Here is a 21,145-nt window from a genome sequence, read left to right as displayed (position 1 = left end):
CCGGAAGCGGCTACCTGAGCTTTATACCCTCTTGTGCAAGGCTAGGTTGCTTTCTCGTCGGTACATAATTTGGGATAATAGCATTTAAACTTTTCTAGATGCAAAAAGGCCCCCACTCGCAAAACACGCGATGTGAAGGCCTTTGATAACGTTTAGAAGTGGGCTAGGCTGCCTTGCCGAAGGCTCGGTCCCAGAGCTTCTTTATGCCACCAGGCTGTTTAGCTTCGGGTTTAGTTGAGTCGTCTCCTTCGGCTGTATCACCCAGCAAAAAGCCCCAGGGTTCCGTTACCTTATTGGTGTCAAGTACCACTTTGATTACCGCAATCATGGGAATGCTCAGAATCATGCCGGGGGTTCCCCACAGAGCATTGCCCAAGATCAGGGCCAGAATAGCGGCCAATGGGTTAATGCTAACCTGAGAGCCCGTAATCATCGGGGTAATAAAGTTGCCCTCCAAGAATTGCACAAACACAAAAACACCGATTACTAGGCCTGCCTGCACCACTGAGCCGGTTTCTACCAGCGTGATAATAGCCGGTATTGTTGCCCCAATCATAATTCCGATGTAGGGAATAACCGCTAGCACGGAAGCGAAAATGGCGAAGAAGATGGCAAATTTCACTCCTAGCGCCAGTAGGCCTATGCCATTGAGAACGGCAACAATGATGATGACCTTGAACAAACCAGAGATATAGGCCTGCACAACGGTTTGAATATTGTCGACGGTGTGAAGCACGAAGGTGCGCTTATCCGGCGACACGAAACGGAACATGAATTGGCGCAGATGGTCGCGGTACAGCAGCAAGCAGAAGATGTAAATAAGCACCTGCGCCAAATTGCTGAACACTGAGGTAGTCGTGTTAAGCGTGGTGCCAAGGTATGTGCCCCCCGATTTCTTCAGGGCTTTTACTGTCGACTCCTTTACTTCCTCAATGCTCATGGGCTCATAGCCAAACTTATTGTGAGCCCAGGCCTGAGCATCCGTAAAGAACTGCATCATCTTGTCTTGCAGCTTCGGAATTTCAGACTGGAACTGCGTAAGCTGGGAGCCAAAGCCCAGGATAATGCCTGCTAAGAATAGCAGTAGCATTAGCAGGCATATAATAATGCTCAGTATTCGGGGAATGCCTCGCAACTCAAGCCACCGGCAAATAGGCAGCAGTAGCAGCGTAAACAGTGCCGAAAACAGCAATGGCAACAGGATATCGTCTAGCCTGTTAAGGGTATAGATCAGCAGCACTGCCCCCAGCATGAAGAAGGCGAACTGTATCATGGGCGACTGCTTCACTACCGGATTAGGCGTATGTCCGGAGGGGGGCAGATGATGTTGACTAGCGGGAGGAAACATTTTGCTAATATCGTTGGGATGGTGAGAGGTGTGAAGAAGAAGGAAATGAGGTTATTTAGGCGCTACTGTGGGAACAAACCGCCATTTATCTAGGTTGAAACGCTATTAATTGCTAACTTGGCTAGCGAAAGTAAAGCGCGGAAAAGGTCAATTTTCTGTGTTATTTTACCCCAAATTCGAATTCCAGTTTTCTGATGGCTGAAGAACAAGTACCCGCCGCAACCCCCGATCATGGCTACACCGAGGACAGCATTCGCTCGCTGGACTGGCGTGAGCACATTCGCCTGCGCCCAGGCATGTACATTGGTAAACTCGGGGATGGCTCCAGCTACGATGACGGCATTTATGTGCTGGTAAAAGAAGTCATCGACAACTCGATTGACGAGCACGTAATGGGCCACGGGCGTACCATCGACATCAAAATCTCCGATCAACGCGTGCAGGTACGTGACTATGGCCGGGGTATTCCGCTGGGCAAAGTGGTGGAAGTAGTAAGTAAGATTAATACAGGTGGCAAGTACGACTCGAAGGTCTTCCAGAAGTCTGTAGGCTTAAACGGCGTCGGCACCAAGGCGGTTAACGCGCTCAGCAATTACTTTTTGGTGCAGAGTGTCCGGGAGGGCATGATGAAGTCGGCGGAATTCTCCCAGGGTGTGCTTACCAGTGACCTTAAGCCCCAGAAAACCAGCCAGCGCAACGGCACGCTGTTCACGTTCCAGCCCGACGATTCTATTTTCCGCAACTACCGCTTCATCCCGGAGTACCTGGAAAATCAGATCTGGAACTACGTGTACCTGAATGCAGGTCTGACAATCAACTTCAACGGCCAGAAGTACTACTCCGAGAATGGCCTGCTGGACCTGTTGGCTCGCAAAGCCGATCCTGAATCGATTAAGTACCCTATCATTCACCTGAAGGGAGAGGATATTGAACTGGCTCTCACCCATGGCAACGACTACGGGGAAGAGTATTATTCCTTCGTAAACGGCCAGTACACCACGCAGGGCGGTACTCACCTGGCAGCCTTCCGTGAGGCTGTAGTAAAAACGGTGCGCGAGTTTTACAAGAAGGAGTATGATGCCGCCGATATTCGCGCTTCCATTGTGGCGGCCATTTCCGTTCGGGTGCAGGAGCCAGTATTCGAGTCGCAGACTAAAACCAAGTTAGGCTCCATCAACATGGGGCCTGATGGGCCTACGGTGCGCGGATTTGTTCTCGACTTCGTGAAGGAGCACCTCGACAATTACCTGCACAAAAATCAGGCAGTTGCTGACGCCCTACGCAAGCGCATTGAGCAAAGCGAGCGGGAACGGAAGGATATGGCGGGTGTGAAGAAGCTGGCCAACCAGCGCGCCAAGAAAGCCAACCTCCACAACCGCAAGCTCCGCGACTGCCGATTCCACCTCGGCGAAGGCAAGCAGGAAGCGGAGGCCCTGACCACGCTCTTTATCACGGAAGGTGACTCCGCATCGGGCTCCATTACCAAAAGCCGGAACGTAGAGACAGAAGCCGTTTTCTCCCTGCGCGGTAAGCCCCTGAACTGCTTCGGGCTGAAGAAGAAGATAGTGTATGAAAACGAGGAGCTGAACTTGCTCCAGCACGCGCTCAACATTGAGGAAGGCATTGAAGGCCTGCGCTACAACCGCGTAGTAATTGCCACCGACGCCGACGTAGACGGTATGCACATCCGGTTGTTGCTGCTCACCTTCTTCCTACAATTCTTCCCCGACCTGGTTCGCAACGGCCACGTGTTCATTCTGGAAACGCCGTTGTTCCGGGTGCGCAACAAGAAAACCACCATCTACTGCTACAACGAGCAGGAGAAGCAGGCCGCCATGCGCAAGCTGGGCCGCAACCCCGAAGTAACGCGCTTTAAAGGGTTGGGCGAGATTTCTCCAGATGAGTTTGGTAAGTTTATCGGCGACAACATCAAGCTGGAGCCCGTGATTCTGCAATCCGACCGCAGTATTCAGCAAGTACTGAACTACTACATGGGCAAAAACACGCCAGCTCGTCAGGAATTTATCATCGAAAATCTTCGTCTAGAGAAGGATTTGGTGACTTCTGATGTTCTCCCCGTTGAGGAAGTACCCGAAGAAGACCTAGCCTAACCTAAGGCGGTTTCAGCCGGCTGCCCTAAGTGGCCTAGCGCCATAGCGAGGCCTGTACACCAGCCAGGTAATACCAGCAGAAGCTGGACAGTAAATAGTTTAAAACCTTCTGCTTTCCTAGCTTTCATGGCGGGAGAGCAGGAGAGAGGTACAAGAACAATAACCGTGGTCCTAGGCCACACCCCGTAATGTCAGAAGAGACGAACCCCCAAGACCCAAATCAAGAAGAGCAACCAAACCTGTTTGGCTCCGGCGACTCCTTTGAGTTTGGGTCCGCGCCGGATCAGTCGGCGGATGCTGAAACGCCGGCGGATGAGCCCGCGCAATCTGTGGTAAGCGAATCAGGCGAACTACTCCTCGCGGAGTCGGGCGCCGACGTGGACGCCGTGACCGAGCCAGAGCCCGTAACGGAAGAAACAGAAGAGGAGCCTAAGTTTGCGCCCGGTGAGACCATTCATGACGTGGCCACCGTGAACGGCATGTACCAGAACTGGTTTCTGGACTACGCTTCCTATGTAATTCTGGAGCGTGCCGTGCCCGCCATTGAGGATGGCCTGAAGCCCGTACAGCGCCGTATTCTGCATGCCATGAAGGAAATGGACGATGGCCGCTTCAACAAGGTAGCTAACGTCATCGGCCAGACCATGCAGTACCATCCCCACGGTGATGCCTCCATTGGCGACGCCATGGTGAACCTAGGCCAGAAGGATCTGCTTATCGAGACGCAGGGTAATTGGGGCGACATCCGTACCGGCGACGGCGCGGCGGCTCCGCGTTATATTGAAGCCCGCCTAAGCAAGTTTGCGCTGGATGTGGTGTTCAACCCCGACATTACGGAGTGGCAGATGAGCTACGATGGCCGCAAGCGCGAGCCTACTACACTGCCCGTGAAGTTCCCGCTGCTGCTGGCACAAGGAGTAGAGGGTATTGCCGTAGGCCTCTCCACGAAGATCATGCCCCACAACTTCCGGGAGTTGTGCAAGGCCAGCATCGACGTGCTCCGCGGCCGCGACATTCAGCTCTTCCCCGACTTCCCCACGGGTGGCCTCTGCGACGTTACGAACTACAATGGTGGCCTACGCGGCGCCAAGATTCGCTTGCGGGCTACCATCGAGAAGGCCGATAAGACCATGCTCATCATTCGCGACATTCCGTACGGCACCACCACTACGGCGCTGATGGAAAGCATCGTGAAGGCCTCGGAAGCGAATAAAATCAAGATCAAGAAGGTAGTTGATAACACGGCCGCCGAGGTAGAGATACAGGTGCACCTGCCCACGGGCGTGAGCCCCGACCTCACCATGGATGCCCTCTACGCCTTCACCGACTGCGAAATTAGCATCTCGCCTAACACCTGCGTCATTATTGAGGAGAAGCCTCGTTTTGTGGCGGTGGAGGATATGCTGCGCCTGAGCACCCAGAAAACGGTGCGTTTGCTGGAGCGCGAGCTGGAAATTCGGCAGGAGGAGTTGCAGGAGAAGTGGCACTCGGCTTCGTTGGAGAAAATCTTCATTGAGAACCGCATCTACCGCAAAATTGAGGAGTGCGAGACCTGGGAAGACATTCTGCACACTATTGATGCGGGCTTGAAGAAATTCGTGCGCATTGAAGGGGAGAAGTTCAAGGCCAATGACACACGTATTGTACTGCGTCGCGCCATTACCGAAGATGACCTCACGCGTCTGACGGAAATCCGCATTAAGCGTATTTCGAAGTATGACGGCTTTAAGGCAGAAGAATACATCCACAAGCTGGAAACCGAGCTGCTGGAAGTAGCCGACCATTTGGCCAACATCACGCGCTACGCCATTCACTATTTTGAAGGGCTCCTGAAAAAGTACGGTACCAACCGGGAGCGTAAAACTCAGTTGCGCACGTTTGATGTAGTAACGGCCCAGAAAGTGGCTGTGGCTAACCAAAAGCTCTACGTGAACCGCCGCGACGGTTTTGTGGGCTACGGCTTAAAGAAAGACGAACATGTGGAGTACATCTGCGACTGCTCCGACCTCGACGATATCATTGCCATCAAGCGTGATGGTACCTTCATGGTATCTAAAATTGCCGAGAAGACCTTTGTTGGGAAAGACATCCTACACGCCGGCGTTTACAATAAGAACGATGACCGGCTGGTGTACAACATGATTTATCAGGATGGTGCTTCGGGCATCAGCTTTGCCAAGCGCTTCCTGGTAACGGGTATTACCCGCGACAAAACCTACGACTTGACCAAGGGCACCAAGGGCACCAAAACGCTTTATCTGACGGCTAACCCCAACTCCGAATCGGAGATTGTGAACGTGCAGCTTTCCGATAAAGCCCAGGCTCGCGTGAAGCAGTTTGACTTCGATTTCGCGGAGCTGGCCATTAAAGGCAAGGGCTCGATGGGGAACATCGTGACCAAGCAGCCCATTAAGAAAATCACGCAGAAGAGCCTCGGTGACTCCACGTTGGGCGGCCGCGAGGTATTCTTCGACAGTGTGGTAGGTCGTCTCAACACCGCCGGCCATGGTCGTTACTTAGGCACCTTCGACACCGATAACACTATTTTGGTGGTGTACAAGGATGGTAGCTACGAGCTTAAGTCGCCGGACCCAGCGCACCACTTCGATGTGCCCAACATTGTGCTGCTGCGCAAATTGGAGCCAGAGACCCTAATCAGCGCCGTTTATGCGGAGGGTGAAACCAAAACGCACTATGTGAAGCGTTTCAAAATTGAAACCAGTACGCTGGAGAAGCGCTTCACCTTTATATCGGAAACCAAGGGTTCTAAATTGCTCTGTGCTACCTGCCATTCGGAGCCGCAGGTTGAAATAAAACTGCAGCGTGATAAGAAGGCCGATAAAGAATCGGAGAAGCTTCTGATTCACGAGTTCATTGACGTGAAAGGCTGGAAGGCCATGGGCAACAAGCTCAACTACTTCAAGATTCACGCCGTGACTTTACTCACCGATGAAGGCCCTGAGCCCCAGCGCCGGGAAGTGGCCAAAAAGCGCGGGCCAGCCACAATTCCGCGCAGCAACTCATCGGTTGCCGCTGAAGAAGCGCCAATGCCCGAGCATACTGGACCAGTGGACATCTCAGCCGCTGATGTAGCCCAAGCCCAGGCCGTACTAAAGACGCCTAAATCGCAGCTAAAGCTGTTTTGAGTAATGAAGAGCCCCGCCCAAAAGCGGGGCTCTTTCTATAGGAGGGTAAGACTAGCCTAGAAGGCATTGCACCGCGGGAAGTTGGTATTGAGCAGTTTGTCTGCACCGCTTTCAGTAAAAACCCACAGTTTTGCAGGGCTATTAGAGGTTATGCGTCGTTCACTTCGTTTTGCAGTTGGAATTTTAGGCCTCTTGGCTAGCATATGCCGGCCGCCAGCTGCTGCGGGGCAGGGTAATCCGCCAGTAAGCCCAACTACTTCCGAAAAGCTGGCTCCAGCCTTGGAAGAGCTTATGGCCCAGGCAAAAGTGCAGCAGGAGCAATACCATGATTCAGAAGCCTTGGCCAAATACGAGCAGGTGTTAGTAAAGGCTCCAGCTACGTATGAGGCACTCTGGCAGGCCGCCATATTGAGCGTCAGGATTGGGGCGCGCTATACCGATGAAACGCGAAAGTCAGCTTATTTCTCGGCTGCACGCTTATATGCGAATCGAGCACTGGTAGTGCGTTCAGAAGGAGCTGAAGGCCATTATGCGGAAGCTCTGGCTCTTGGTAACCAAGCTACTTTACTGGGGGCCCGGGGCCGGCTACTGGCCTACAAGGAAATGAAGAGCCATGTGTTTAAAGCAGTAGCACGCCGGCCTGACTGGGCCGAGGCGTGGCAAATGCTAGGCCGCTGGCATTACCGTGTTGACCATTATAATCTTTTGGAGCGAGGCTTTAGCCGATTGTTTCTGGGCGGTATGCCGAGTGGAGCAGGTACCCGTAAAGCCATTGATGCTTTAGTCAGGGCACACGAGCTAGCACCCAAGCGGATTGAATTCTGTTATGACTTGGCCCGTGTTCATTTAAACCAAGGGCAGCGAAGCCGGGCAGTAGCCGTCTTACAAGAAGCAATGGAATTGAAGCCGGTTACGGCTGAAGAGTTGGAGACTAGTCGGCGCTGTCGGCGCATGTTAGAGCAACTCAACCGACAGCTACACCGGCAGGTGCAGCGTCATATCCGAAAGAAGGCGTAAGCTGCTGTTGGTGGGCCACGCGGAGCTTCTCAAGAGAATGTACTGAGCGAGGCTAGGCCAGCTAGGCTGTGTATCTTTGCAGTCTGATGGCCGCTTTAAAATATTTTTCTCACGCTTGTGTCCGAACTTTCCTAATGCTGACTCCACTTGCAGTGGGAGTGGCGGGATGTGGAGAAAGGGCTCCTGATGAGCGCCCAGAGGTGATGGTTAACCTAGCCACGGTGCAAAGTGGGCCTAAGATTCAGGCGGCGGAGCTAGAAGGAGCCATCGCGCGTCAGCCCCGTAATGCTTCTTTGTATGCGCGTCGGGCTGGGTTCCGTTTGGAGGCTGGCCTAATACCAGCAGCACTAGAAGATATCAATCGGGCCCTGGAGCTCGATGACAGCCCAGCAGATTTTTACTTTATTAAGGCTCGGGCTTTGCGCGCTCAGGGTAAAGTAAAGCAGGCTCTTACGGCTGCAGAAGAGGCCTCCCGCCGTGGCTACTCCTCCGCCGACTTGAACTTGCTAGTGGGGGAAACCTATTTAGTTGAACGACATTTCCAGGATGCCCTGGACCAACTAGATCGGGCCCTGCAGCAGGAGCCCGATCATGCGGGTGCGCTATTTTACAAGGGTATAGCGTACGTAGGCCTGCAAGACACGCTCCAGGCATTAGACTACCTGCGAGCTAGTCTTAGCCGCGACCCACGGCAGCCTGAAACCTTGCATCAGCTCGCGTTTCTCTCTAATGCGTTTCGAGTGCCAGCCGATGCAGCTAAGTATGCAGCTCGCGGGCTCAAGCTAGCCCCAAACTATGGCCCGCTGTGGTACGACTATGGCCGACAGTTTGAACTGCAAAATCAGCCCGATAGCGCGCTGCGGATCTACACTCGCACGGTTCAGCTGGATACCACTTTTTACCGCGCCGATTACCGGCTGGCGCTGGTGGCCTACAAAAATCATAAGTACGCCGACGCCATTCCCCACTTGCAGCGCGCCCTGCGGAGGGCTCCGCGCCTAGCAGGAGCTCGTCAGATGCTGGCAGAAAGCTACGAAAGCCTAGCTCGCTACGCCGAAGCCGCCGACCAGTATCGCTTACTAGTGGCTGAGAACCCAGGGAACCGTCACTGGACGTATAAAGCCTGGAAGGTTGGAAATCGGGCACACGGCGTTATCGTCGACGAAACACCTCGGCAGGCCGTGGAGGCAGTTGAGCCCATTTCTGTGCAGCCAGGTACAGGTTTGTAGGAAAGGATACGCCTGTTGATATAGCCGAGGAACGATGTTAGAAGCCCCTCAGTTATCTCTTTTAAAGGTTTTTTTGTGGTAAGTAGGCTTAGTAAGCGGTTGCTTGCCTTGCTCTACAGTCAGGAAAGCCAAAACTAATCCTCTAACTTGCGGGCTAACGCTGTTTGTATAGCTAAACCCCAATTTTTTCAAATGATTGACATAACGCTCCCCGACGGCTCCGTGCGCCAGTTTGTAGATGGCATCACGGGCTACGACGTTGCCGCCAACATTAGCGAGGGCCTAGCCCGTAATGCACTCGGCGTCCGCGTGAATGGCGAAGTGCGCGACCTGCACCGCCCAATTGACCAGAATGCTGCCGTAGAAATTCTGACCTGGAATGACCAGGATGGTAAGTCAACTTTCTGGCACTCCTCGGCCCACTTAATGGCTGAGGCACTGGAAACGTTGTATCCTGGCGTAAAGCTTGGCATTGGGCCCAGTATCGAAAATGGTTTCTATTACGATATCGATTTAGGCGAAGGCCGCTCGATTTCTACGGAGGAGTTTCCGAAGATAGAGGCCAAAATGTTGGAACTGGCCAAGAAGAAAAGCCAGTACCGCCGCCAGGATGTATCCAAGGCCGACGCCATTGCTTACTTCACTGAGAAAGGCGACGAGTATAAGTTAGACCTGCTTGACCGCCTTGAAGATGGTACCATTACCTTCTATACTCAGGGCGACTTCACGGACTTATGCCGCGGACCGCACATCCCAGATACTTCTCCCATCAAAGCCGTAAAACTGCTGAACGTAGCAGGCGCCTACTGGCGCGGTGATGAGAAGAATAAGCAGCTCACGCGTATTTACGGCATCACCTTCCCGAAGGCCAAGGAACTCACCGAGTACCTGGAGAAGCTAGAGGAGGCTAAGCGCCGTGACCACCGCAAGCTGGGCAAGGAACTAGAGCTTTTTACTTTCTCGGAGAAGGTAGGAGCAGGCCTGCCCTTGTGGCTACCGAAAGGCACTGCGTTACGGGAGCGCTTGGAGCAATTCCTGCGTCGCGCCCAGATGAAAGCTGGCTATCAGCCTGTGGTAACCCCGCACATCGGCTCCAAGGAGCTCTACGTGACTTCGGGCCACTACGAGAAATACGGGGCCGACTCATTCCAGCCCATTAGGACGCCTAACCCCGGCGAGGAGTTCTTCCTCAAGCCCATGAACTGCCCTCACCACTGCGAAATCTATCGCAGCAAGCCTCGTTCGTACCGCGACCTGCCGGTGCGCCTTGCGGAGTTTGGTACGGTGTATCGCTATGAGCAGTCGGGTGAGCTTCACGGTTTAACGCGCGTACGGGGCTTTACCCAGGACGATGCGCACATCTTCTGCCGTCCTGACCAAGTGAAGGAGGAGTTCCTGAAAGTAATTGACATTGTATTGTACGTGTTGAAAGCGCTGGACTTCCCTGAGTTCACTGCGCAAATTTCTCTCCGCGACCCTGAGAATAAAGCTAAATACATCGGCTCTGATGAAAACTGGGCCCGTGCCGAAGCTGCAATTCAGGAAGCTGCAGCCGAGAAAGGGTTGAACACGGTAACGGAGTTGGGTGAAGCAGCTTTCTACGGCCCTAAGCTCGACTTTATGGTGCGGGATGCTCTTGGCCGCAAGTGGCAGCTGGGTACTATCCAAGTTGACTACAACCTGCCCGAGCGCTTTGAATTGGAATATGTTGCCTCAGATAACTCACGGCAGCGCCCCGTCATGATTCACCGAGCTCCTTTTGGCTCGCTTGAGCGTTTCGTGGCTGTACTGATTGAACACTGCGGCGGTAACTTCCCCCTATGGCTCTCACCTGAGCAGTTTGCGGTATTGCCTATTTCTGAAAAATACCAGGACTACGCTCAGCAAGTGTACGACCGTTTGGTTCAAGCGGAACTGCGCGGCACCGTAGATCACCGCGACGAGAAAATTGGCCGGAAGATTCGGGATGCCGAAGTTTCCAAAGTGCCATACATGCTAATTGTAGGGGAGAAGGAGCAGGAAAACGGCATTGTGTCGGTGCGTAAGCACGGTGAGGGTGACGTAGGATCTATGCCAATTGAGTCATTCATCCAGAGCTTCCAGCAGCAGGTGAATGACATGATGGACGGAAAGACTGTCTAACTTATAGTAGTCATCTTGCCAACAATGACGACCTTGCCCCGCAGAAAGCCGTTCAACGGTTTCTAATTCAGCGGGACAAGGTCGTCGGAGGCTAAAAGGCCGGATTTTACTCAACTCATGAGGCTATTTTAATATAGCCTTTTTGAGTGTTTGGAAAAAATGCCGGATATTTGCCCCCTGAATGAACGGATTGGGACTGGCCTATGTCAAGTACAACCCTAGTAAACTGAATTTTTAGCTCACCTTTAAGGAGAACAGCCATAGCAACCCCTAACCGCCGCTACATCCCTCGCGCTCAAGTCGAGGAGCCGTTTAAAATCAACCAGAAGATTACGGCCCGTGAGGTGCGCCTAGTCGGTGAAAACATCGAACAGGGCATCTATTCTATTGAGCAGGCCCGCCGGATGGCCCAGGAGCAGAACCTCGACCTAGTTGAGATTTCACCTACCGCCGTACCACCCGTTTGCCGCGTTATTGACTACTCGAAATTTAAGTACGAGCAGAAGAAAAAGACGCGCGAACTGAAGGCCAAGCAGACGAAGGTTATCATCAAGGAAATTCGTTTCGGCCCTAACACCGACGACCATGACTTCGCCTTCAAACTGAAGCACGCGCAGGAATTCCTGCGTGAAGGGGCTAAGATTAAAGCCTATGTACACTTCGTAGGCCGGAGCATTGTCTTCAAAGAGCGTGGTGAGATCCTGCTGCTCAAATTTGCCCAGGCCCTGGAGGATCTGGCCAAAGTTGAGCAGTTACCTAAGCTAGAAGGCAAGCGTATGTTCCTGTATCTGGCTCCTAAAGCGGCTGCTCCTGTGAAGCCAGCCAAGCCCGCTGCTCCCAAAGAGGGTGGCAAGGATGCTCCAAAGGAAGCCAAGCCCGCGGCTCAGCCCGCTAACAAGGCTACTGAATAGTTTACCCGCGGCTCAGCCGCACTTTACGCTGGCGCACCGGCCCTAGGCAGCCGACCGCCGCAGTTGTTTTACTTCTTACCTCCACTACAATGCCGAAAGTAAAAACCAAGTCCGGCGCCAAGAAGCGTTTCTCGCTAACCGGCACGGGCAAAGTGAAGCGCAAGCACGCCTTCAAAAGCCACATCTTGACCAAGAAAACCACCAAGCAGAAGCGTAACCTCACGCACGCTACCCTGGTTAGCTCGGCCGATATGAACCGCGTAAAGGACATGCTTAACATCTAATTGGCTCTCAGCGGTAAAAGAATGGCACTGCAACTAGCAGGCGAACTGTTACTGCTCTTATCCAATTAACAAATTTTCACCAGGCGTCCGGCTGAAACATAAGCCGCGGCAATAACTCCGCCGCCGGCCGCCAAAAAAAACAGGTTATGCCAAGAAGTGTAAACCACGTGGCTTCGCGCCACCGTCGGAAAAAAGTAATGCGCCTGGCGAAAGGCTATTTCGGCCGTCGCAAGAACGTATGGACCGTTGCTAAGAACGCCGTTGAGAAAGGTCTTCTCTACGCATACCGCGACCGTAAGGCCAAGAAGCGTGAGTTCCGCGCCCTCTGGATTCAGCGTATCAACGCTGGCGCTCGTGAGCACGGCCTGTCGTACTCGCAGTTCATGGGTGGCCTAAAGAAGGCTGGTATCGACCTGAACCGTAAAGTTCTAGCTGACCTTGCCCTGAACCACCCTGAGGCTTTCAAAGGCATCATCGAGAAAATCAAGTAGGCCTCACGCTAGACCTCTTGCTAAAAGAGCCTGACCCACCGGTCAGGCTCTTTTTTATTATACTACCTGATACAGGTGCTGGCTTATACCGATTTGAGTAGCACAAACAGATAAAGAGATAGAAGTAGACCCAGCCTTAGGGGAGATTTCGCTCCTGTAAGCTTAAACGGAAGAGCTGCCGGATAATCACTCGTTCTTACGCTAAAATAGTGGCCTAGGCAACATAACTAATGTGGTGTGTTACGTAAATATTACGCAATTCAGGGGTGGTTCGCTCCTGAAACTCACTACTCTCGTAACATTTCTCCCCTCATTCCTTGTATGAAGTCTTTGCTTACCAGCTGCTCCCTAGGGAGCTTGCTATGGGTTTCCTCCTACCTACCTGTCATGGCGCAGGTCCCGGTTTCACCAACAGCCCCCGCGGATACTACCCATAAATTCGAGAACCCTACTGGGGCACCGGCTATTGTTAAGGCCCCTTGGTACAAAGGGAAGCTTGTTAAGGCCAGCATAGTACCAGCGGTACTAATTGGGTATGGTGTTTACACGTTTGATGGTGGTGGATTTTATACCAACCAACAAGCCAACCGTGACATCCACAAGCTGTTCCCCACGTATCGAACCCGATTAGACGACCTCCTGATTTTCGCACCCTACTTGGAGTTAGGTGCCGTGGCTCTTGCCGGAGTTGAATCGCGTGATGACCGTATCAATACTGGCCTAGTTATTCTGAAGAGTGAGCTAATAATGCTGACTTCAGTATTCGCTATTAAGAATCTGACGCAGGAAACGCGGCCAGATGGGTCCGATAATTTGTCGTTTCCATCGGGGCACACTGCCCAGGCATTTCTGGCCGCCAGCATTGTGCACACCGAGTTTCGGGATAAAAGCCAGTGGTATGGTATAGGAGCTTATACCATTGCTACCAGTGTAGCGGCTCTGCGCATGATCAATTCAAAGCATTGGCAGAGCGATGTAGTGGCGGGAGCGGGAATAGGCATTTTATCAGCTCACTTGGGCTACCTTACCCACCGTAATCGTTGGGGACGCAAGCCACGTCTGCCCCAGGGCATGAGCTTCATGCCTACCTGGCAAGGCGGCTATGGGTCCCGAACCATCGGAGGCTTAAGTGGTGCACCGGGTCTGCGATTTATTTGGCAACCCAAGTAGCCTAATTATTGCCTCTTGCGGCCGTCGGCAGTAGCAGGAGGAGGTTTACCAAAGTACTTTAAAGCCTGCTATGTGGTGGATTTATGCTCTGCTCTCGGCGCTGTTTGCAGCGCTAACGGCCATTCTTGCCAAGATTGGTATTAAGGGTGTTGATTCAAATCTGGCAACTGCCGTACGCACTGTGGTCATCTTGGTGCTGGCCTGGGGTATTGTGTACTTCCGAGGTGGCCTAGCGGAAGTGCATACACTTTCACGCATGAACCTGCTTTTCCTAGGCCTATCAGGATTAGCAACAGGGATGTCATGGATATTCTATTTCAAAGCACTCCAGTTAGGTAAAGTATCGCAGGTTGCACCAGTTGATAAGCTAAGTGTTGCGCTGTCTATTCTACTATCGGTGGTGTTCTTAGGCGAGAAGCTATCCTTACAAGTGGGAATAGGAGCAGGGCTTATTATCATAGGTACACTGGTGCTGATTTTGTAAACCATACGTAGAGGCCTTACTTTATACTTTTAAGTGAGGTCTCTACGTATGTAGTTAAGAGGATGATTTTAGCAGACATCAGTTCTTGGAATGCGCATCGGCAAGGGTGTAATAGAGGCAAAATCGGCTAAGAATGTGCCTTATACATGCATATAAATCTTCATATATTTTTCTCCGTTGCAAACGGCGCAACCAGGTCTTGGCTTCTTCAATGTCACCGAATAGGCGCATGTGTAAGTCTGATCCCAGGCCGTCATACATGTGCTCAGCGGAGATAGTAGCTATACCTTCGGGGCTGAACACATGTGCCATGTGGGTTAGACCTTGCTCAATTGCCCTTGGTGCCCAGCTGGAAACCACCCAGTCTACGGCAAAGTCCCAGGAGCCAATTACGTGGCGGTTGTCATTGAGCAAGTAACGGCATTTATACTCGCGTAAGGCGGTCAGGCAAGCGTCTGCACCTGTGGTTACCTGCAAATAGGTTTGAGTACCCACCCAGTTACTATATACCCAATTTGTAACCGAACTGTACTCGATAGTGAGATAGACGTCGCCAATGCCGTTACGTAGTTCTTTGAACATAGAATTTAGGATAAGGTGGCTCTTACTTCACGACTCAGCACGTATAAAAAACTTCGGTAAGCTAGCTTGCAGAAGCATAGCCTGCCCATGCCTTTGCGTTTCTGCAGCCACTAACGAGTATTTATACGCAGCGGTGTTAGCTAATGAAATTATGCTCACGGGTTCCAGTGATTAAACCCCCATCACTTTTGCTTAGCCCTGGTAAATATAATCGGATAGCCCAGTACACAGTGGGGTGAGCAATACACCGTTTAGCGTGTCACCTATTTACATGGGCTAGCTTGATGTAAAACCTAGTTATAGCCAGGCAACAGGAAACCAGTTTACCCATACATGCCCTTTACTTTTTCACATCCAGCGATAGTAATGCCATTGCTGGCCTTGCCAAAAAAATGGCGATCTGCCACTGGCTTAATCATCGGTAGTATGGCTCCTGACTTCGAAAAGTTTATTCGAATGAGTGAGTTTGACCCCAATAGTCATACTTGGCGTAGTATCTTTTATTTCAATCTTCCCCTTGGTCTTATACTGGCTTTCATCTTTCACATGCTAGTGCGAGATCCATTGATTGTGCACTTGCCCAAAATATTGCGCGAACGATTTTCTCGCTTTATAGGATTTGATTGGAAGGCATATTTCAAGAAGCATTACCCAATAGTAATTTTCTCTTTATTACTAGGCACTGTTTCCCATCTTGTGTGGGACAGCTTCACTCATCCAGAAGGGCGAGGAGTACGTTATTTTCCCTTTTTGATGCAGCATGCATTCGGAGGCTTACTCAAGATGAGGCTCTACTCTTTTCTCCAGAAGCTAGGCTCAGTACTAGGTGCGCTTGCACTAGTGTATTACATCCAGCAAATGCGACGGGAGAAGATTTTCCTAGTTAAAGGCAATCAGGTAAAGTACTGGGCCTTGTTTACCATTACTACTTTAGGAATTATAGGAATTCGGCTATGCTTGGAGGACAGTGTGCGACTAGAAAATCTATACCATTTCGCTATCCTTCTAATCTCCGGTGGAATGACCAGTTTTATATTGGTTCCTCGTATGTTGAAAATGTGGGAAGCAGGTAAATATGAAAGTAATGTCTAGTAAGTATACCTAACTACCAAGTAGAATGGAATGATGCCAGTGGTGGCATCAAGTTCCCCTGAAAAACGGAAAAGGCCTTCCTGCAATAGGAAGGCCTTTTCTTGTAGCGGGGACGAGAGTTGAACTCGTGACCTCAGGGTTATGAATCCTGTGCTCTAACCAACTGAGCTACCCCGCCCTGTTTTGGTGGTGCAAATGTAGAGACAAGATTTGGCCTGATGCAAGTGTTTGCGGAAAAAAAAACCCGTGTATATTGCTTCCAGCCGGTAAGTTCCTGTGCTTCCGGGTTAATAAAAATTACATAGTTCCGCTTATGCCCCTTTCTGCTACTCGTCTCAAGCACCGTTTTACGGTCGAGTACCCCATCAATGCCTCGCCCAAGATTCTGTATCCCTACCTCGCGTCGGCCTCTGGCCTGTCTCATTGGTTTTGCCAGGATGTGCGTATAGATGCAGACCATTGCTACAATTTCATCTGGGATAATCAGCCTCATTACGCCGAGATGAATTCTCACCGCACTAACCGATCCGTACGGTACGTTTTCTTGGGGCCAAACAAGCGGCATACTCCCGATGCCAACTACCTTGATTTTACTCTGGAGGAGTCTCAACTAACCCAGGAAGTTTACTTACGGGTGATTGATTATTCGGAGGAAACAGATGACATCGAGTTGCAGGAAATGTGGGATAGCCTCATCCAAAAGTTGCGGGAACAGGTAGGGGGCTGATTCGGTTATCTACTCTTGGAAAAGGAGCACACGCGAAACGAGGCGTATCTTCGTTTCCCGTGTGCTCCTTTTTCATGTTAGGTGGGTCCTAAGTATGGCCTACCGACTAGTATTAAAATGAAAAAACTAGATAAGCTTATTCTCAAAGCCTTTGTAGGCCCATTCCTGCTCACGTTTGCCGTAGTGCAGTTTATCTTCCTGATGCAGTTCATGATGAAATACATGGACGATCTGGTAGGCAAAGACTTGGGGTTGGGCGTTATTCTACAGTTGCTGTTCTTCTTTAGCGTACTGATTGTACCCATTTCGTTGCCGCTGGCGGTGCTGCTATCGTCTCTGATGACCTTTGGAACCCTGGGTGAGCACCACGAGCTAACCGCTATCAAGACTTCTGGCATCTCCCTAACCCGTATTCTGCAGCCCGTACTACTAGCAAGCTTACTGCTTGCGGGAGGGGCGTTCTGGTTTAATAATACGGTTGTACCTATGGCCAATTTGCAGGCTTATAGCTTGCTTTGGGATGTGCGCCAGCAAAAGCTAGCATTGGATATTCGGGAAGGAGTGTTTTACAACGGCATCCCGGGCTACACGATCAAGGTAAATCAGAAGCTGGGTGAAAACGGTGACTTGCTGAAGGGAGTCATGATTTATGACCATACCCAGAGTTCCGGCTCCATGCGCGTTATTCTGGCTGATTCAGGAAGAATGTTCACCCGCTTTGGAGGGCAGTACTTAGGCCTAGAACTATTTCGGGGGCGCACTTATGTAGAGCAGCCCGATGCCAATAACCGTTCGGGAGCTAGCTTTATTCGTCAAAACTTTGACCGCAACACCATCACGTTTTCCTTGGAGTCTTTTGGTCTCAATCGGACCAAAACAGAGCTGTTTAAGGACAACAAAATGATGCTAAATCTGCGGCAGCTGGAACACACCACTGATTCTTTGCACACGCGTTTGTTCACGGAGCGTAAGCTACTGGTTAGGCAATTGAACCCATATTACTCCTTCCTACGCCTGGATACAACTGGGCAGGTAGCCATGCAAAAGGTGGAGCACCTGCGCGTGCCTTCTAAGCGACTAGGGGTAGTAAATAGTATGATAACGCAACAGGCAGCTAACCGGGCCCGCAACGTGCACTCTTACCTGGGTACTAGCGCTGAGCGCCTCAATAACATGACCAAGGATACCGCCAATTTCCGAATAGAGATATATCGCAAGTTCACGCAATCGGCAGCTATTCTACTCATGTTCGTGATTGGGGCGCCATTGGGAGCAATTATTAAAAAAGGTGGCCTAGGAGTGCCTATCCTCATTTCCATTGTCTTCTTCATCGTGTACTATGTCTTTTCCATTATGGGCGAGAAGTACGGGCGAGAAGTGATTATGCCGGTTGGCGTGGGTATGTGGATGGCAACGGCCATCTTGTTACCTGTAGGCCTTTTTTTCTTATATCAGGCACGCCACGACTCGGGCATCCTCGATATTGACTGGCAACGGTTCCGGCCTACTTGGCTGCGTTGGCCTTTGCGCGGTTATAAGCGCACCGTATAAAGCTAGGCCTCCTGTGAAGTGTAAGGAGGGAAACTGATTAGCAAACTAACTCGCACGGGGTAGCAACAGCCAAGTAAAAAAGCTTTACCTTTGCGGCCACCTCGAAGTCCGGGGTGTTCAATTTTCTTTTTTCATCTTAATCCAAGACGGGGAAAACCTATCTGCCGATGAAACTCACTACCGAAGCTAAACAGGCTATTTTCGAAAAGAACAGCCTCCAGAAGTCTGCTAACGACACTGGTTCTGCTGAATCGCAAATCGCGCTGTTTACGCACCGCATCAACCACCTGACGGAGCACCTGAAGGTAAACAAGAAAGACTTCTCGACCCGTCTGGGTCTGCTGAAGCTAGTAGGTAAGCGTCGTCGTATGTTGGACTACCTCCAGCACCGCGAAATCAACCGCTACCGCGCTATCATTAAGGAGCTGGGTATCCGCAAGTAACCAGCCCCGAAGTAGCAGGGAGCCTTCCAAACGGAAGGTTCCCTGCTCTTTTTTTATCCGGACTGTTCTTAGCTGTGCACGTCCTGAATCTGTACTTTTCCGCAGAGAGATATTTTTGAGTAAAATAGGTCCTTCTAGGCCTGTTTTTTTGGCTGCTCGCCCGCTGTCGCTTTTTCAAGCAAACCATAAGATGCCCAACTACACCGCGGTTACCAGACACATTACCCTGCCGGATGGCCGGCAGATTTCTATAGAAACTGGCAAGCTGGCCAAATTCTCAGACGGCGCTGTTGTCGTTCGCCTCGGCGACGCGATGCTGCTAGCTACTGTAGTTTCCCAGCCCAGTGCCCGCGGCGACGTGGACTTCCTGCCTTTGTCGGTGGATTATCAGGAGAAGTTCGGCGGTGCCGGCAAGATTCCTGGTTCATTCCAGCGTCGGGAAGGCCGCTTGTCGGACTACGAAGTGTTGGTTTCCCGCCTCGTAGACCGCATTCTGCGCCCCATGTTCCCCAAGGATTATCACTACGAAGTACAGGTGATGATTTCCTTGATTTCAGCTGATAAAGACGTGCAGCCGGATGCTCTTGCTGCCCTGGCTGCTTCGGCTGCCCTTTCGGTGTCCGACATCCCGTTTGCTGGTCCGATTTCTGAGGTGCGCGTTGCTCGCATCGATGGCAAATTGCAGATCAACCCTAAAACTGCTGACATTGAGCGGGCTGATATCGACCTCATCGTAGGTGCTACGGCCGACTCAGTGGCCATGGTGGAAGGTGAAATGAACGAGGTGAGCGAGGAGGAAATGGTAGAAGCCATTGCTTACGCTCATGAAGCGATTAAGGAGCAGGTTCGCGTACAGAGCGAGCTGGCTGCTGAAATTGCGAAAGCCGCTGTAAAGCGTGAGTATCCTAAGTACGACGAGAACGACGAGCTGAAGCAGCGTATTACCGAGGCTGTTTACCAGAAGGCGTACGAAGTGGCCAAGTCAGGCAACACCAGCAAAGCTGGTCGCAAGGAGTCGTTTGGCGCTATCAAGAAGCCATTGCTGGAAGAGCTGCTGGCTGAAAACCCTGAGCTTGACCAGAAGATGTTCGGCCGTTACTATGGTTCGGCTGAGAAGAAAGCTATCCGCGACATGATGATCAAGGAGCGCACCCGCCTCGATGGTCGTCAGTTGACGGAAATCCGTCCTATCTGGTCGGAGGTTAATTACCTGCCCGGTGCGCACGGCTCTTCGCTGTTTACCCGCGGCGAGACCCAGTCGTTGACTACGGTTGCCCTGGGTACTAAGCTTGATGAGCAGATTATTGACTCGGCTATGCAGTCGGGCTACAACAAGTTCATGTTGCACTACAACTTCCCCGCCTTCTCAACCGGTGAGGTGAAGCCAAACCGTGGCCCGGGCCGTCGGGAAGTAGGCCACGGCAACTTGGCTATGCGCTCCTTGAAGAAGGTGTTGCCCCCTGAAGAGGAGAATCCCTACACCATCCGCATCGTGTCGGACATTCTGGAGTCGAATGGCTCCTCGTCGATGGCTACGGTGTGCGCTGGTTCGCTAGCCCTGATGGACGCTGGTATCAAAGTTCGGGCGGCCGTATCGGGCATTGCCATGGGCCTTGTACAGGATAAAGAAACCGGCGAGTATGCTGTGCTTTCGGACATCCTCGGCGATGAAGACCACCTCGGTGACATGGACTTCAAAGTAACCGGCACCGAGAAAGGCATCGTAGCTTGCCAGATGGACATCAAAATCCAAGGCTTGAGCAACGAAATCCTGACCAAGGCGCTGCACCAGGCTCGCGAAGGCCGTTTGCACATTTTGGGTGAGATGGCTAAGACTATTTCTGCTCCTGCCGCTGAGCTGAAGCCTCATACGCCTCGCTCACACAAGATGCTCATCGATAAAGAATTTATCGGTGCCGTAATCGGACCAGGTGGTAAGGTGATTCAGCAGATCCAGAAGGATACCAATGCCACGGTTATCATCGAGGAGAAGGACGAGAAAGGCCACGTTAGCATCTTCGCTTCTAACCAGGAAGACATGCAGGCTGCTATCAGCCGCATTCAGGCTATTGCTGCCGTGCCAGAAGTAGGAGCCACCTATAAAGGCAAAGTACGTAGCATTCAGCCTTATGGTGCCTTCGTAGAAATTATGCCGGGTAAAGATGGCCTGTTGCACATTTCCGAAGTATCGCACGAGCGCCTAGCCGCGCTGGAAGGCGTACTGGAAGTAGGACAGGAAATTGACGTTAAATTGTTGGACATCGACAAGAAAACCGGTAAATATCGTCTGTCGCGGAAAGTGCTGCTGCCGAAGCCGGAGCGCGCCGCCGACTCAAACGGAACCGCGCAGTAACCCTCTGCCGAACTTTCGCGGGTACCGGGGTGTTGCTCACAACTGACCCCGGTACCCGCGTTTG

General features: G+C 51.8%; 16 protein-coding genes, 1 tRNA gene and 1 pseudogene. 15 read left to right on the top strand and 3 right to left on the bottom strand.

Going from position 1 to position 21,145, the window contains the following annotated elements; all coding sequences use genetic code 11:
- Window positions 1-163: 163 nt before the first annotated feature.
- Window positions 164-1,348 (bottom strand): AI-2E family transporter, encoded by a 1,185-nt coding sequence (locus EU557_RS11170; RefSeq protein WP_245326237.1) that lies wholly within the window; start codon window positions 1,346-1,348, stop codon window positions 164-166.
- Window positions 1,349-1,542: 194 nt separating this feature from the next.
- Between EU557_RS11170 and EU557_RS11165 the strand changes: the two genes are divergently transcribed.
- From EU557_RS11165 to EU557_RS11120, 10 genes and pseudogenes are all read left to right on the top strand, one after another.
- Window positions 1,543-3,459 (top strand): DNA topoisomerase IV subunit B, encoded by a 1,917-nt coding sequence (locus tag EU557_RS11165; RefSeq protein WP_135530545.1) that lies wholly within the window; start codon window positions 1,543-1,545, stop codon window positions 3,457-3,459.
- A gap of 188 nt (window positions 3,460-3,647) precedes the next feature.
- Window positions 3,648-6,605 carry a DNA gyrase/topoisomerase IV subunit A gene (locus EU557_RS11160; protein ID WP_135530544.1) on the top strand — a complete coding sequence of 986 codons (2,958 nt, stop codon included), beginning with the start codon at window positions 3,648-3,650 and terminating at the stop codon, window positions 6,603-6,605.
- Window positions 6,606-6,896: 291 nt separating this feature from the next.
- Complete coding sequence (locus EU557_RS11155; protein WP_210116023.1) at window positions 6,897-7,622, top strand: tetratricopeptide repeat protein; 726 nt, start codon at window positions 6,897-6,899, stop codon at window positions 7,620-7,622.
- A gap of 134 nt (window positions 7,623-7,756) precedes the next feature.
- Window positions 7,757-8,851 (top strand): tetratricopeptide repeat protein, encoded by a 1,095-nt coding sequence (locus tag EU557_RS11150; protein WP_167855168.1) that lies wholly within the window; start codon window positions 7,757-7,759, stop codon window positions 8,849-8,851.
- 192 nt (window positions 8,852-9,043) lie between these two features.
- Complete coding sequence (thrS, locus tag EU557_RS11145) at window positions 9,044-10,993, top strand: threonine--tRNA ligase (RefSeq protein ID WP_135530541.1); 1,950 nt, start codon at window positions 9,044-9,046, stop codon at window positions 10,991-10,993.
- Between the two features lie 260 nt (window positions 10,994-11,253).
- A pseudogene (gene infC, locus EU557_RS11140) lies at window positions 11,254-11,811 on the top strand (translation initiation factor IF-3); the annotation flags it as partial.
- Between the two features lie 182 nt (window positions 11,812-11,993).
- Window positions 11,994-12,188, top strand: coding sequence for a 50S ribosomal protein L35 (gene rpmI, locus EU557_RS11135; protein WP_135436037.1), 195 nt, complete (start codon window positions 11,994-11,996; stop codon window positions 12,186-12,188).
- Window positions 12,189-12,334: 146 nt separating this feature from the next.
- Window positions 12,335-12,679 carry a 50S ribosomal protein L20 gene (gene rplT / locus EU557_RS11130; protein WP_135436038.1) on the top strand — a complete coding sequence of 115 codons (345 nt, stop codon included), beginning with the start codon at window positions 12,335-12,337 and terminating at the stop codon, window positions 12,677-12,679.
- A gap of 387 nt (window positions 12,680-13,066) precedes the next feature.
- Window positions 13,067-13,849 carry a phosphatase PAP2 family protein gene (locus tag EU557_RS11125; RefSeq protein ID WP_167855167.1) on the top strand — a complete coding sequence of 261 codons (783 nt, stop codon included), beginning with the start codon at window positions 13,067-13,069 and terminating at the stop codon, window positions 13,847-13,849.
- A 70-nt stretch (window positions 13,850-13,919) separates the two neighbouring features.
- Window positions 13,920-14,333, top strand: coding sequence for an EamA family transporter (locus EU557_RS11120; RefSeq protein ID WP_135530538.1), 414 nt, complete (start codon window positions 13,920-13,922; stop codon window positions 14,331-14,333).
- Window positions 14,334-14,411: 78 nt separating this feature from the next.
- Here the strand turns inward: EU557_RS11120 and EU557_RS11115 are convergent, their stop codons facing one another.
- Window positions 14,412-14,915 carry a hypothetical protein gene (locus EU557_RS11115; protein ID WP_135530537.1) on the bottom strand — a complete coding sequence of 168 codons (504 nt, stop codon included), beginning with the start codon at window positions 14,913-14,915 and terminating at the stop codon, window positions 14,412-14,414.
- A gap of 333 nt (window positions 14,916-15,248) precedes the next feature.
- Between EU557_RS11115 and EU557_RS11110 the strand changes: the two genes are divergently transcribed.
- Window positions 15,249-16,007 carry a DUF4184 family protein gene (locus EU557_RS11110; protein ID WP_135530536.1) on the top strand — a complete coding sequence of 253 codons (759 nt, stop codon included), beginning with the start codon at window positions 15,249-15,251 and terminating at the stop codon, window positions 16,005-16,007.
- A gap of 104 nt (window positions 16,008-16,111) precedes the next feature.
- On the opposite strand, the gene EU557_RS11105 is transcribed toward EU557_RS11110, so the two are convergent.
- Window positions 16,112-16,185: transfer RNA gene (locus EU557_RS11105), tRNA-Met, on the bottom strand.
- Between the two features lie 135 nt (window positions 16,186-16,320).
- Between EU557_RS11105 and EU557_RS11100 the strand changes: the two genes are divergently transcribed.
- The 4 genes from EU557_RS11100 (at window position 16,321) to pnp (ending at window position 21,081) form a co-directional block, all read left to right on the top strand.
- Window positions 16,321-16,734 carry an START-like domain-containing protein gene (locus EU557_RS11100; protein ID WP_135530535.1) on the top strand — a complete coding sequence of 138 codons (414 nt, stop codon included), beginning with the start codon at window positions 16,321-16,323 and terminating at the stop codon, window positions 16,732-16,734.
- Between the two features lie 117 nt (window positions 16,735-16,851).
- On the top strand, window positions 16,852-18,285 hold the full coding sequence (locus tag EU557_RS11095; RefSeq protein ID WP_135530534.1) for an LptF/LptG family permease: 1,434 nt from the start codon (window positions 16,852-16,854) through the stop codon (window positions 18,283-18,285).
- Between the two features lie 167 nt (window positions 18,286-18,452).
- Window positions 18,453-18,728, top strand: a complete 276-nt coding sequence (rpsO, locus tag EU557_RS11090) for a 30S ribosomal protein S15 (RefSeq protein WP_135436106.1) — start codon at window positions 18,453-18,455, stop codon at window positions 18,726-18,728.
- 190 nt (window positions 18,729-18,918) lie between these two features.
- Complete coding sequence (gene pnp, locus EU557_RS11085) at window positions 18,919-21,081, top strand: polyribonucleotide nucleotidyltransferase (RefSeq protein WP_135530533.1); 2,163 nt, start codon at window positions 18,919-18,921, stop codon at window positions 21,079-21,081.
- The last annotated feature ends 64 nt before the right edge of the window (window positions 21,082-21,145 follow it).

It is taken from the genome of Hymenobacter wooponensis (assembly GCF_004745865.1).
In the GTDB taxonomy this organism is placed as follows: domain Bacteria; phylum Bacteroidota; class Bacteroidia; order Cytophagales; family Hymenobacteraceae; genus Hymenobacter; species Hymenobacter wooponensis.
This window is presented reverse-complemented; position numbering and strand designations above follow the sequence as displayed.